The 13986-nt window shown below is 66.4% G+C and carries 11 protein-coding genes; 9 read left to right on the forward strand and 2 right to left on the reverse strand.

Annotation, left to right across the window (positions count from 1 at the left end; translation table 11 throughout):
• Positions 1-18: 18 nt before the first annotated feature.
• The 6 genes from arsA to G6N10_RS20495 all read left to right on the forward strand — a co-directional run bounded on the left by arsA (position 19) and on the right by G6N10_RS20495 (position 7143).
• The gene (gene arsA / locus G6N10_RS15810) at positions 19-1803 is read left to right on the forward strand and encodes an arsenical pump-driving ATPase (RefSeq protein WP_085094925.1); all 1785 of its coding nucleotides are present in this window, start codon (positions 19-21) and stop codon (positions 1801-1803) included.
• Positions 1800-2867, forward strand: coding sequence for a permease (locus tag G6N10_RS15815; protein ID WP_085094923.1), 1068 nt, complete (start codon positions 1800-1802; stop codon positions 2865-2867). The genes arsA and G6N10_RS15815 overlap by 4 nt, the downstream gene beginning before the upstream one ends.
• Positions 2868-2898: 31 nt before the next feature.
• The gene (locus G6N10_RS15820) at positions 2899-3135 is read left to right on the forward strand and encodes a thioredoxin family protein (RefSeq protein WP_085094921.1); all 237 of its coding nucleotides are present in this window, start codon (positions 2899-2901) and stop codon (positions 3133-3135) included.
• Between the two features lie 13 nt (positions 3136-3148).
• A complete protein-coding gene (locus G6N10_RS15825) occupies positions 3149-3973 on the forward strand; it encodes a sulfite exporter TauE/SafE family protein (RefSeq protein ID WP_085094919.1) in 825 nt (274 codons plus the stop codon).
• Between the two features lie 96 nt (positions 3974-4069).
• On the forward strand, positions 4070-5119 hold the full coding sequence (locus G6N10_RS15830) for an ArsO family NAD(P)H-dependent flavin-containing monooxygenase (protein WP_085094916.1): 1050 nt from the start codon (positions 4070-4072) through the stop codon (positions 5117-5119).
• Positions 5120-6426: 1307 nt separating this feature from the next.
• Positions 6427-7143: a Fic family protein gene (locus G6N10_RS20495; protein WP_234810511.1), complete on the forward strand. Its 717-nt coding sequence runs from the start codon at positions 6427-6429 to the stop codon at positions 7141-7143.
• Positions 7144-7188: 45 nt separating this feature from the next.
• Here G6N10_RS20495 and G6N10_RS15840 read toward each other — a convergent pair whose 3' ends face one another.
• Complete coding sequence (locus G6N10_RS15840) at positions 7189-7500, reverse strand: DUF3303 domain-containing protein (protein ID WP_085094912.1); 312 nt, start codon at positions 7498-7500, stop codon at positions 7189-7191.
• A 104-nt stretch (positions 7501-7604) separates the two neighbouring features.
• Positions 7605-8624: a beta-ketoacyl-ACP synthase III gene (locus tag G6N10_RS15845; protein WP_085094910.1), complete on the reverse strand. Its 1020-nt coding sequence runs from the start codon at positions 8622-8624 to the stop codon at positions 7605-7607.
• A 64-nt stretch (positions 8625-8688) separates the two neighbouring features.
• Here G6N10_RS15845 and G6N10_RS15850 point away from each other — a divergent pair, with 64 nt between their 5' ends.
• From G6N10_RS15850 to G6N10_RS15860, 3 genes are all read left to right on the forward strand, one after another.
• Positions 8689-9075 (forward strand): DUF6394 family protein, encoded by a 387-nt coding sequence (locus G6N10_RS15850; RefSeq protein WP_085094908.1) that lies wholly within the window; start codon positions 8689-8691, stop codon positions 9073-9075.
• A 3-nt stretch (positions 9076-9078) separates the two neighbouring features.
• The gene (locus G6N10_RS15855; protein ID WP_085094906.1) at positions 9079-10815 is read left to right on the forward strand and encodes an NAD-binding protein; all 1737 of its coding nucleotides are present in this window, start codon (positions 9079-9081) and stop codon (positions 10813-10815) included.
• A gap of 382 nt (positions 10816-11197) precedes the next feature.
• On the forward strand, positions 11198-13606 hold the full coding sequence (locus G6N10_RS15860) for a PE-PPE domain-containing protein (protein WP_085094904.1): 2409 nt from the start codon (positions 11198-11200) through the stop codon (positions 13604-13606).
• The last annotated feature ends 380 nt before the right edge of the window (positions 13607-13986 follow it).

Raw genomic sequence — 13986 nt, forward strand, 5'->3', positions numbered from 1 at the left:
CCAGAGGACCCGTTCCCGATGAAGTTCCTTGACCATCCGCCGCGCTTTCTGTTCTTCACCGGCAAGGGCGGGGTGGGCAAGACCTCCATCGCGTGTGCCACCGCGATCACCCTGGCCCGGCAGGGCAGAACGGTGCTGCTGGTCAGCACCGACCCGGCCTCCAACGTCGGGCAGGTGTTCGGGCTGACGATCGGCAACGCCATCACCGCGATCCCCGACGTGACGGGCCTGTCGGCGTTGGAGATCGACCCCGACCAGGCCGCCGAGGCTTACCGGGAACGCATCGTTGGACCGGTGCGCGGGCTGCTGCCCGAGGCGGAGTTGGCGTCGATCACCGAACAACTCTCCGGGTCGTGCACCACCGAGATCGCCTCGTTCAACGAGTTCACCGAGCTACTCACCGACGCCGGCGGTCAGATCGGGTCATTCGACCATGTGCTGTTCGACACCGCCCCGACCGGCCATACCATCCGGCTGCTGCAACTGCCCGGCTCCTGGACGGACTTCCTCAACGAAGGCAAGGGCGACGCCTCCTGCCTGGGCCCGCTGGCCGGCTTGGAGAAGCAGCGCGCCGTCTACGCCACCGCCGTGCAGGCGCTGGCTGATCCGACCCGCACCCGGCTGGTGTTGGTGGCCCGCGCGCAGACCTCGACGCTTGCTGAGATCACCCGCACTCACCGGGAACTGGCCGCGATCGGACTGACGCATCAGTACGTGGTGATCAACGGTGTGCTGCCCGCCCCCGCCGATGACGGCGACCCGCTGGCCTCGGCGATCCACCGTCGCGAACAGGCCGCGATCGCCGCCCTGCCTGAGGAACTGCGGGCGCTGCCGCTGGATCAGGTGGAGCTCAAGGCGACCAACATCGTCGGAATCGACGCCCTGGCAACACTGTTCATTCCGGACGTCAGGGCAGACGAGGCCGAGGTGCCTGCCGTCGAGGTGCCTGACGCGCCCCTGGCCGCGCTGATCGACCAGATCGCCGCCGGCGACAAGGGCCTGATCATGTGTATGGGTAAGGGCGGGGTCGGCAAGACCACCGTGGCCGCCGCGATCGCCGTGGCATTGGCCCAGCGCGGCCACCCGGTGCACCTGACCACCACCGACCCGGCCGGCCATCTCACCGACACTCTGCACGGCACCCTGGAGCACCTGACCGTGTCCAGCATCGACCCCGTCGAGGCCACCCGGGCTTACCGCGAGCACGTCCTGGCCACCAAAGGCGCGGACCTCGACGAGCAGGGCCGGCTGCTGCTTGCCGAGGACCTGCGCTCACCCTGCACCGAGGAAGTCGCTGTCTTCCAGGCCTTCTCGAAGGTCATCGCCGAATCACGCCGACATTTCGTGGTCGTCGATACCGCCCCGACCGGACACACCCTGTTGCTGCTGGATGCCACCGGCTCCTATCACCGCGAAGTTGCCCGCCAGTTGGGCGACCGGCACTTCACCACCCCGCTGATGCGGCTGCAGGACCCCGAGTCGACCAAGGTCATCATCGTCACCCTCGCCGAGACCACCCCGGTCCTGGAGGCCGCCGGCCTCAAGAGTGAACTCGAACGCGCCGAGATCCACCCCTGGGCCTGGGTCATCAATAACTCCCTGGCCGCCGCCGAGCCCACCGCACCGCTGCTGCGCCGCCGCGCCGCTGCCGAGACCGCCCAGATCGACACCGTGCGAAACGATTACGCCGACCGCATCGCCGTGGTGCCCCTGCTGCCGGTGGAACCCGTCGGCATCCCCGCCCTCACCCAGCTCGCCAACGCCCGCGACACCGTCGCTGCCGACCGTACGGTGAACAGGTGAGTATCGCCTCCCGCCATGTCTCCGACGCCGGTCCGGGTGGCCCGTCGGAACGCACGCGGACCCTCGGCGTTCTGCTGCTCGCCGCACTCGTCTGGGCCGCCCTCTATGCCCTGAACGAGTACATCTGGGATGCGATCGTCGGTTGGCTGGGACTCGATCTGCAGACCCGTGCCGTCGGTGCGGTGCATTTCTTCCTCTACGACACGGTGAAAATCTTCCTGCTGCTCACCGGACTGATGTTCGTGGTCGGCATGCTGCGCGCGAGCCTCGATCTGGACAAGGCCAGGGACTACTTGCAAGGCCGCGGACTGTTCGTCGGGTTGGTGCTCGCCGTCGTTCTCGGCGTCGTGACGCCGTTCTGCTCGTGCAGTTCAATTCCGCTGTTCATCGGGTTCGTTGCCGCGGGCATCCCGCTGTCGATCACGCTCACGTTCTTGATCGCCTCACCGCTGATCAGCGAGATCGCCGCGATCATGATCGGTGACCAGTTCGGCTGGCATATCGCTGCGGTCTATGTGGCCGCCGGCAGTGTGCTGTCCCTGGTGATCGGCTGGATCTTCTCGCGCTTCGACCTCACACGGTGGGTCGAGCCCATGGTGTTCGCGACGAAGGTGGGGGCGCTGCGCGCCGACGGGCACGTGCCCACGCTGGCTGAGCGGGTCGATGCCGCGCTCGAGGAGACCAAGGACATCTTCCGCAGCGTGTGGCTGTGGGTCCTGCTCGGAGTCGGCATCGGCGCGGTCATCCACGGGTGGGTTCCCGCCGACTTCTTCGTGCGTTTCGCCGGACCGGACAACCCGTTCGCGGTCGTGGTCGCGACCTTGGCCGGGGTGCCGCTCTATGTCAACGGCGCCGGCGTCGTGCCCATCGCCGAAGCCCTGTGGGCCAAAGGAATGTCGCTGGGCACGGTGATGGCGTTCACGATGAGCACCATCGCCCTGTCGATTCCGCAGGCGGTCATGCTGCGCCGAGTGCTCAAGCCACCTCTGTTGGCGATCTTCTTCGGGACGGTGACCGTCGGAATCATGATCATCGGATTCCTGTTCAACCTCGTTGGCCGATAGCCCAACCCCTTCAACGAACGGAGTTGTTCTCATGATCGTCAAAATCCTCGGTCCCGGCTGCCGCAACTGTCACAGCCTGGAGGAACGCACACGGGAGGCGCTGGCCCAACTGGGACTGGACGCCGAGATCCAGGCTGTCACCGACTACGCCGAGATCGCCGGCTACGGCGTGATGAAGACCCCCGGACTGGTGGTCGACGAGGAAGTCCTCGTGGCCGGAAAGGTCCCCAGCGCCAAGGAAATCGCCCAACTCCTCGCCGCACGCTGACGGCCCGCCGTCAGTGAGTGAACCGGTCTTCCCCGCAACATCTCATCCGGCGACCACGTCCAGGTCGCTGACCGCAGCGATTCTGGCCGGGGTGTCGGTCGGGGCTCTGGGCGGCCTGATCGGGTTGGGGGGCGCCGAGTTCCGGTTACCGCTGCTGATCGCAGTGTTCGGGTTCGCCGCTTTGCAGGCCGTGATCGTCAACAAGGCCATGAGCCTGATCGTCGTGCTCACCGCTTTGCCCGCTCGGCTGATCGCCGTGCCCTTCTCCGAGGTCGCGGCGCAGTGGACGATCATCGCCAATCTGCTGGCCGGCAGCCTGGCGGGGGCGTGGATCGGCGCGACGTGGGCCACCAGAATGCGGTCGGCGACTCTCTACCGGATTCTCGCAGTTCTGCTCGTCGTGATCGCTGCGGCCCTGGCGGCATTTCACCTGAACACCGTTGAGCCCCTTGCTCTTCCGCCCGCGATACAGCTGATCGCCGGACTCATCGCCGGTGCGCTGATCGGTGTTGTGGCCGCCCTCATGGGAGTCGCCGGCGGAGAACTCCTGATCCCCACCATCGTGCTTCTCTACGGCATCGACATCAAACTGGCCGGCAGCCTGTCGCTGGCGGTGTCACTGCCCACGATGCTGGTTGCCTTCGCCCGATACAGCCAAGACGCCAGCTTTCACATCCTGAACGCCAACAAAGCATTCGTCCTCACCATGGCAGTCGGCTCCATCCTGGGCACCCTGCTCGGCGCAGCGCTACTCACGGTTATCCCCAGTGGCGCGATCGTCCCCGCTCTGGTGCTGATCCTGCTCGTCTCGGCGGCTAAAGTCTGGGCTCACCGTTAACGCTCACGGCACTGGTTCGGTGAGTCAAGAAATGGAGCGGACTGTGCGATCCGGCGCCGACAGCGATCACCCGGCACGTTCTGGGAAGGTGCCGGGATGAGCAGCGAGGACGTCGACGTGGCCGTGATCGGGGGCGGTCAGGCCGGACTTGCCGCGGGCTACTACCTACGCCGAGCGGGGCACCGCTTCGTCATTCTCGACGACCAGCCAGCCCCGGGTGGTGCCTGGCCGCACACCTGGGCGTCGCTGACCCTGTTCTCCCCGGCCTCGTACTCATCCCTGCCGGGATGGCCCATGCCCAACTGGCCCAACGGCTTTCCCCCCGCACGGCACGTCGTCGAGTACCTGCGCGCCTACGAACAGCGCTATGAACTCCCCGTGCGCCGCCCCGTCCACGTGGACAAGGTCATCCGCGACGGTGACCACCTTGTGGTGATGACGTCCGCAGGCCAGTGGCGTGCCCGAGCCGTGATCAGCGCGACCGGCACCTGGCACCAACCCTTCTGGCCGATCTACCCCGGTGCCCGCGACTTCCGCGGCCAGCAGCTGCACACCGTGCACTACCGCGACGCCGCCCCCTTCGCCGGCAAGCACGTCGTGGTGGTCGGCGGCGGAAACTCCGCCGCCCAACTGCTCGCCGAGATTTCCGAAACCACCACCACGACCTGGGCCACCCACACCCCGCCGCGGTTCCTGCCCGACGACGTCGACGGCCGGGCGCTGTTCGATATCGCCACCAGACGTGCCGCCGACCTCGCCGCCGGGCGCCCCGACACCGGCGGCATCGCCAGCCTCGGCGACATCGTCATGATTCCCACCGTGCGTGCTGCCCGGGAACGCGGCGTGCTGCACGCCGTCCCGATGTTCGAGGGGTTGAACGCCGACGGGGTCTACTGGGCCGACCGCGAGCAACGCGCCGACGTCATCGTGTGGGCAACCGGCTTCCGCCCCGCACTGGCCCACCTGCGACCACTGCACCTGCGGGAACCCGACGGCACCATCGCCGTCGACGGCACCCGGGCCGTCAAAGAACCCGCCCTGCACCTGCTCGGATACGGCGACTGGACAGGACCAGGCTCGGCAACAATCATCGGCGTCGGCCGCACGGCCCGCGCCGCTGTGGAACAACTGCTGGTTGAAAACTGAAAGCCCTGCCCTCACTCGTCGTGCTGCCGTCGAGGCGCCGAACTAAGACGTAAGCGTAGGGTCCTCGGATTCGTCACGAAAGCCGGAAGAACCAGATCGCCAAATGGAGTGGCGCAGGCGATAAAATAGTAGGAGGCCCCGCTGGGGATCGGGTCCCGTGAGAACTTTCCTTACTGATTCAAGCGCGCCTTCGGCGCGGTAGATACGAGACACGGTTCGCACCCGATCTTCCAACGGATTCCGGTCGGTAAGACCCTCCGTCTGTGAATTCACGCCGCGGCGGCCGCGACGGCGACGGCAACCCTCTGGGCCCTTACCGGCGGACGCAAGCTCGCCGCCCGCTCGTCGTCGGGCACTCGCTCCTCCTCGGGCACGCCGCCGCCTGGGGGCGGCGGCTGGGGCCCCCACCCCACCCTCGTCGTCGCTCGGCCGCGCCGCCGGCGTTCGGCGCCACCGGTAAGACCCGCCGGGCCGCCGGCTCTGTCGCTCAGGGCGGCCGCCGCGGTGTGCAATTCACAGCCTCCGGGCCATTACCGCCTTCATCCTGTGATCAGATCATCGGCCGCGACCGCCTCATCCGCCGCGTGATGGCGGGCCAGGAAGCAGCGCGGAACGTGGGCACATTTTGGGCACAAGCCACACGAAGCGCTTGGATCAGTTGGACCGAGTTCGTACGGTTCGTGCGGTTCGCGAGGGTTCATTCCGGCCGACCCGAGGCGGGAAACCTCTCGTAATGAATAGGTCGGGGGTTCGATTCCCCCAGGCGGCTCCATCGTGGAGTCGGCGAGGCTGATCCCACATACAGGTTCCGGTGGTCGGGGCCGCATCTGTGACGCAATCCCCGTAGAGGTGCAGCGCCGGTGGCCCGACGGCTCATGACGGCCAAAAGTGTACGATGTCCTCAAAGTAAACGAACAGTACGAAATTTCGCGCGTATCGGCAGGTGGACACGTCGAAATCATTCGGTTTGTATTGTTTTGACGCAAGCGTACGAAGCGTCAAGAGGTCGACGACAGGGTTGGGATGTGGCTGGTAGGGGACGGCCGGCTCGAAGCGAGATCTACCACCGTCTAGATACGCAGATTGCTGAGCTTTGGAACAGGCTCGGCGGCCTACCAAGCCCGCTGGAGGCTGCAGGGATCTGGCGAGGAATCTGGACGGCTGAAGCTCACCATTCGACGGCCATCGAGGGGAACACGCTCGTCACATCCGAGGTCGAGCAACTCCTGGAGGAGGGCCGCGCTGTCGGAGCCAAGCGCCTCCGGGAGTACATGGAGGTAAAGGGGTACGCAGACGCTGCGGACTGGGTGTACAAGGAAGGCATCCAGCCATCGAGTTACGACCCCGGGCAGATCATCACCATGCAGGATGTGCGTCGAGTGCACCATGAGGTGATGACGTTGGTCTGGAGGGTCGAGCCCCACCCCGACGCAACGCCAGAGGAAGGTCCCGGCTCGTTTCGTCAGCACGACATAGCAAAGTTCGCCGGGGGGATGAAGCCGATCCCTTGGCCACTTGTGGATTCTGCGATGACCGATTGGCTACGCCAGGTCAACGCCATAGAGCCGCGCTCCGCGAACTTTCCCGAAGAAATTGCAAAGGTCCACAGAGACTTTGAAGCCATCCACCCATTCCTTGATGGCAACGGACGTACCGGACGATTGGTCCTCAACCTGATTCTGGTTCGGATGGGTTACCCGCCAGCCATCATCTACAAGGGTGATCGAGACAAGTACTTGCGAGCGCTGCAGCGGGCCGACGGCGGTGACTGCGGAGCGCTGGGAGAGTTCATTGCTCGCGCGATCCTCGACAACCTCTACAAGTTCATCGTCCCTGCGATAGCTGGACCCGCGCGTCTCGTTCCGCTTGGCGCACTGGCTACCGACGCAATGAATGCGGCCACATTGCGGGTTGCTGCCAATCGAGGAGCGCTACAAGCAACCAAGGGTGCAGACGGTCAGTGGAGATCGAGCCGCCTGTGGGTTGATGAATACGCCGCTAACCGATACAAGCGCAGGCGCTAGGCAGCCCCAGGCGGCTCCAGCTTGGAGTCGGCGCGATCCCCGGCCTCAGGGGACCGACTCCAGGAAGTCGATTCCGGCGATCATCGCCTGGATCCCGTCGGCGATGTCGACGACGGGCACGACCTGGTAGTCGAGCATGAAGGCGAATTTGCCGGCGGTTTCGGTGATGTCGGCCGGATTGTCGGTCTCGATCACCGCGGCGCCGCCGGACCCGTCGAGCCGGGCCAGGAACTGGTGATAGGTGGTGGTCTCCGGCAGCGTCCACTTGGAGTAGACGGCCAGCCCCCGGCGCAGCGAGGCCTCGTTCTCCTGCGCGGAGCCGGTGAGCCGGTAGGTCCAGGACACGAGATATTTCATTTCATCCCTCTCACGCAACAGGGATGACGGGCGCCACCCCCGGTAACGAGCCTAGGAAGGCTCGGGGTGGGCGGCGTCGTGCAAACGGTTGATCTTTGCCCGGACTACGTCGCCGCCGGCGGCGGTGGCATCCGCACCACCTGCGCGGCGTAGCTCAGGCCCGCGCCGTAGCCCAGCAGCAGGGCCAGATCGCCGGCCTGGGACGCGCCGCTGCTCAGCAGTTCCTCCATCGCCAGCGGGATGGAGGCCGCCGAGGTGTTGCCGGTGTGGGTGATGTCGTTGGCGACCACCACCTCGGGCCCCAGTTGCAGGCTCTTGGCCAGCAGTTCGGTGATCCGGACGTTGGCCTGGTGCGGGACGAACGCCTGCAGGTCCCCGGGGCCGATCTTGGCCAGCTCCAAGGCGCGGGCGGCGACCTTGCTCATCTCGAAGGCCGCCCAGCGGAACACCGCGGTGCCCTCCATCCGCAGGTAGGGGCGGACTCCGGTGGGGTTCTCGGTGTAGTCGATCCAGTCGATGTCCTGGCGCACCGCGGCGCCCTGGCTGCCGTCGCTGCCCCACACCGTCGGGCCGATGCCCGGCTCGGAGGTTTCGCCGACGACGACGGCCCCGGCCCCGTCGGCGAAGATGAAGCAGTTGCCCCGGTCGGTCATGTCCAGGGTGGGGGAGAGCTTCTCCGAGCCGATCACCAGCACCTTGGCGGCGCTGCCGGCGCGCAGCATGTCCGCGGCGATGGAGATGGCGTAGCCGAAGCCCGCGCAGCCCACGTTGACGTCGAATCCGGGGGTGCCCTGCGCGCCGACGCCGGAGGCGACCAGCGGGGCGCACGCCGGGGTCTGCACGAAGTGCGTGCTGGTGGCGACGATGACGGCGTCGATGTCGGCGCCGGTGAGCCCGGCGTTGGCGATGGCCCGGCGCCCGGCCTCGATCGCCATCGACGCCGCGGACTCGTCGCGGCCGGCGAACCGCCGGGTCTTGATGCCGGTGCGGCTGACGATCCACTCGTCGGAGGAGTCGATGCGCTGGCAGATCTCGTCGTTGGTGACGACCCGTTCGGGCCGGTACGCCCCGATGCTCAGCAAACCGACGTGCTCGATGCCGGCGGTAACCGCGATCTCACCCATACCGGGTGATGTTAGGGGCGTGGTCCCGGGCCTGGTACGCGGTTCGGCCGGATACGCTCAAGCGGTGAACTTGGAAAAAGTGGTTTTCGGCTTTTTCGTATTGCTGGCGGCCACCCTGAATTTCGGGTTTTTCATCGGCGACATCTCCGATCCGCAGGTCCACAATGTCGTCGAGCTGTTTTTGGCGGTGGTGGTGAACCTGATCGCGACGGTGCTCAAGTTCGGTGACCGCACCCAGATGGGCGCGATTCACCTGGCCGCCAGCCTGGTCGCGGTGCTGCAGTTGCTGGCCGCCGCGACGATGTGGGTGTGGGCGACCCAGGTGTCGGCCGAGGGCCTGAACGCCCAGCACACCGCCAGCGTGGTGTCGCTGTCCGGTGGCGCGCTGCTGGCCAACCTGGTGTCGATCACCCTGCTGGTGGTGGAGACCTCCTCGTACCGGCGCCGCTGAGTCGTGATCAGCCCGAGCAAGCTGCTGAACTTCCGGCCGCGCCGGGTCGAGTCGCGCGGCCGGGCGCGGGTGGCGGTGCCGACCGGCATCGAGACGACCGACGCGTTGTTCGTCCTGCTGCGCCGAATGCGGGCGCCGCTGATCGTGGTGATCGTCGGGTTCAGCGTCTCGACGGCCGGGATGATGGCGATGCCGGGGGTGGATGCGGCGGGCAATCCGTACCGGTTGACGCTGTTCGACGCGTTCTATCAGATGACGATCACGCTGACCACGGTCGGCTACACCGAGGCGCCGCACGCGTTCAGCTATCCGCAGCGGATGTGGCTGACGCTGTCCATCTTCATCCTGGTGATCTCCTGGGCGTACACCATCGGTGCGTTGCTGGCGGCGTTGGGGGACAACGCTTTTCGGGAGTCGCTGGCCCGGCAGCGGTTCCGCCGGCGGGTGGCGAGGATCCGTGAGCCGTTCCTGTTGATGCTCGGCTACGGCACCGCCGGGCGCACCGTGAGCCTGGGGCTCGACGAGCAGCGGCGCCGGTTTGTGGTGGTCGACCGACAGAAACACCAGATCGATGCGGCCAGCATCGACGCGCACACCTCCGATGTGGCCGCGCTGGAGGGCGACTGTGTCAACCCGGCGGTGCTGGGCATGGCCGGGCTGGGCAAGGACAACTGCCGCGGGGTGCTGGCGCTGACCGACGACGACGAGGCGAACCTGGCCGTGGTGATGTCGGTGTCGCTGCTGCGCCCGGACCTGCCGGTGTACGCCTGCTGTCAGGCCCGCGACGTGCAGTACCGGATGGAGGACTTCTCGCCGGCGGCGGTGATCAACCCGAACGACCGCTACGGCGGATACCTGGCGTTGGTGCTGCTGCGCCCGATCACCCACCAGCTGCTGACCTGGCTGATGGACAACGACGAGAACCGGCTGCCGGAGCTGCGCACCGGGCTGGCGCACGGCCGCTGGGTGGTGTGCGGGGACGGTGAGTTCGCCGAACAGGTGACCGCCGATCTGACCGAGCTCGGCCTGGACGTGCATCGCCTGATGCCGACGCTGGGTCCGCTGGATCTGCACGAGACGGTCGGCTTCGTGGCCGGCACCGACAACGACATGACCAACATCGCGCTGGCCGAGCATGCCCGGCTGGCCAACCCGGAGGTGTTCGTCTCGATCCGCCAGCGCGACAGCATGCACCAGTCGCTGCTGGACGCGCTGGACGTGGACTCGGTGTTCGTCTGGACCGACCTGGTGGCCCGGGAGGTGCTGGCCCGGGTCGTGCACCCGAACTTCTGGCGGTTCGTCGAGGAGGCGGTGCAGCAGGGCGACGAGTGGGCCGAGCAGACCCGCGATCGGCTGGTGCGGCGGTGCGGGAAGAAGGTGCCCGAACGCGCCGCGGTGGTGCTGTCGCCCGAGGAGGCGCCGGCGGTGGCCCGCTGGCTGGCGGACGGCAACACCCTGACCGTCGGGCAGCTCACCCGTCATCCCGACGACCGGCGCCGGCCGCTGTCGCTGCTGATGCTGATGGTGGTGCGCGGCGATCAGCTGATCCTGACCCCCGACGACGACACCGAGCTGCAGATCGGTGATCACCTGCTGCTGGCCGGCACCGACGACGGCCTGGCCGACCTGTCCGATGCGCTGTTCTATTCGGCGACCATCGAATACCTGGCGACCGGGCGCGAGGTGGCCACCACCTGGGTGTGGCGGATGCTGACCGAGCGGCGGCGGGCCAGGCGGTAGGGGCGGCTTCCTGGGTGGACCCTGGGCGCGACGCTCCGCATAATCGCACTTATTCTGCGATTTTCAGCTAACCGGGGTGCGACGGCGGGTGGACGTTTCGGTGGTCTGGGGCCGAATTGGTGTAGTCCCGAACTGCTCCTCCGCGACAGCTCGCCCGAGCCGCGATCATCAGGTCGGATAATCGAAACTCGTTGATGCTCAGGCGCGTTCGGGAGCAGTGCTCTTGTAACACGTTCCAGTCGAGGGTTTGCGGATTTCTACCGCGCGGTAGCGACCGTCGGTTGTTTGACTAGGGAAATTCCCTGCCGGAATTGGCGAAAGTGGGCTGCGCGAGGACCTATGTTTTCGGTTCAACAAACTGAAGATTTCCTGAGGGGGGACGATGGGGCAGCGTCGGCGGAAGCGCGGCAAGGCGGCATTGGTGGGCGGCGCGGCACTCGCGGCGGCCGTCAGCATGGGGATCGCGCCGACGGCGCAGGCCATCACCAGTCAGACGACGGTGGTCGGGGTGCCGGAGTGGCTGCAGTCGATCGTCGGGGACGGCGGCGGCGTCATCGCTCCGCCGGGCACCAGTGCCGAGGACGTCTACAACGTGCTCGCCACCCAGGACCCTGGCCCAATGGTGGGCTGGGGTGTTGCGCCCAACGGGGTGGAACTGAAGCCGGAGTGGGTGACCTGGGTGGACAGCATCATCAACTACGGGTTGGGGCGCTGCGTCGGCGGGTGCACGTCCCATGGGCAATGGGTTTCGCCAACCGGGGTGTTCAACGACAATCTGAAGCCGAAGATTCTGTCCGGTGAGATCGATCTGCAGGAATTGCAGGGTCTGGAAATAACTGATGTCGGGACCATCACCGGTCTGATCAACAAGCTCGGCATGCGCGACTCGCTCTACCTGTATTCCCTCAGTGACGCACTCAGCGACGAAAACTGGTCGGAGGCAGGGGTTCTGGCGAGCGTGTTGAACTGGACTGCCTACATTCAGAACACGAACCTGATCGGGTTCGGCGACGGCAATCTTGTTGTGGCCGACGCCTACCGACAGTTTGTCCAGGCCGTCAAGGACGGTGATGTCCCGGTCGGTGCACCGCTCACCGAGGGCACCGAACTGACCATCGTGTCGGGCGGTGAACAGAAGGACAAGAAGCTCTCTGCTACCTGGAGTAACGGGTTCAGCCCGAAGATCACCTACCCGGACGCGCCGGGCGTGGAGTTCACCACCAACGATGGCGGCGTCGTCGACATCACCGCCGTCGTGCTGGCAATGCTGCGCAATCCGGGCCGGGGCAACGGTGGCCTGTACACCCGGTTCAGGCCGCTCTACGAAGCGCTCAATGGCGTCGACCCGCTGTCTCCGGAGCGCGAGAACGTACTGCCGGATGGGGTTACCGAAGCGGATCTGTTCAACCTGGTGGCGCCGGAACTGAAGGACCTCGACCTGTCGGAGGTCGACAATGTCGGCGAACTGATGACGGTGCTCAACTCGGTCAACCTCGGCGCCACCGATCTGGATGTTGACTCGATGCTGTCGAACCCCGAGCAACTGGGCGAACTGCTGGATCTGCTGAACGCGGTCAACCACCAGAAGATGCTGGTGACCATCAAGGCGGACGCGACCTGGGCCTACGACTACATGTCCGATGCCCCGGTGACGGCCAACCCGATCGCCTGGGCGAACTCCGCGATGTCGGTGCTGTCGCTGCTGGACCTGGCCGGGGTGACCGGCGACGGGGACATTTCGAAAACCGGCCTGACGATTTACCAGGTGCCCGAGGGCGAGCGTGACGCAGGCACCTACTACCTGACCCTGACCCAGAATCAGTTGCCGCTGGTCGCTCCGCTGCGCCTGCCGGCCCAGCTGATCAGCAAGGCCACCGGCGAGCAGATCGGCACTCCGGTCGCCGACACCTTTGAGCCGTTGCTGAAGATCCTGACCAACATCGGTTACACCGACGTCATCACCCCGCAGCAGTTGGCCAACGGCGAGTTTGACCCGGCCAAGTACGACGCCTACGACCGCAGCTATCTGGAGATGCACAACCCGGTGCTGTTTGGCACTCAGACGCTGGAGCTGCGCGAGATCGCGCAACTGCAGGGCGATCTGCTCTCCGCGGTTGGCCAGGGGCTGCACGACGGTTGGAACTCCTCGGTCCGTTCCACCGCCTACCGGCTGATGGACGCCCTCGGCGTGGAGCGCAGCGAGGAACTCGACGAGGTGCTGGCGGCCCCGGCCGACGCCATCCGCAAGGTGGGCGCGGAGGCCGGGGCGACGGTCAGCGACGCGCTGGTCAAACTCCACGACGCGCTGCCGCAGGAGATCCAGGACGTCATCAAGACCGATACCCCCGAGGAGCAGGAGCGCCTGGGCGAGGTCTACAAGTTCGTCGGTGAGGGGCTCGTCCCGGTCAAGCAGGGCGTCGATCAACTCAACGCCGAGGTGACCGGGGGCCTGGCAGAGGCCGATGCCGGCCTGACCGGCGGGCGGCTGACCAAGGCGGTGAAGCAGCTGACCGCCAACCCGGTGGGCCCGGTGCTCGATGCCGCGACGGACCTGCAGAAGCGCGGGACCAAGCTGCAGAGCAGTCTGACCAAGGCGCAGAAGGATGCCGACGACGTCGTCGAGTCGGTGAAGTCCGGCAACCCGAAGGACATCGGCAACACGGTCAAGGCCAAGGTCGACAAGCGCGTCGACCGGGCCAAGAAGGACCTGGACAACGGGGTCGCCAAGGTGAAGGAGACCGTGAAGAAGGTCAAGGACGCCGTCAAGAAGGTCACCAAGACCGGCGAATAGTCACTCGGAACGGTCGCGTTCCGTCCAGACCCACGGTGGGGTCCCTGCTGAGGCAGGGGCCCCACCGTCGTTTGTGACGGCTGTTTCGGCCACGGCGCGATGCCGCCAACCTTCAGCAGAATCTCAGATGCTTGGTCGCACCGCGCTGCCACCAAGTATTTATTTGCGTGTGCTGGCTATCGTCGGCGTGCGGTGCTGTTGTGGGGCGCGACGTGCAGTCTCGGTTGTGGCTACTTGGCTGAATCCCCTGGTGGGGGCCGTGCGGCCCGCGTTGGGGGGCGGTTGTGCGGGCAGGCGCCCGCACCCGTGCCGCCGCGGCGGGGCGAACCCTAGGTGTTTGCTGACGCAACCACATGAACATAACCGCACCTATCGTGATG

Source organism: Mycolicibacterium fallax, from assembly GCF_010726955.1.
Classification (GTDB): Bacteria; Actinomycetota; Actinomycetes; order Mycobacteriales; family Mycobacteriaceae; genus Mycobacterium; species Mycobacterium fallax.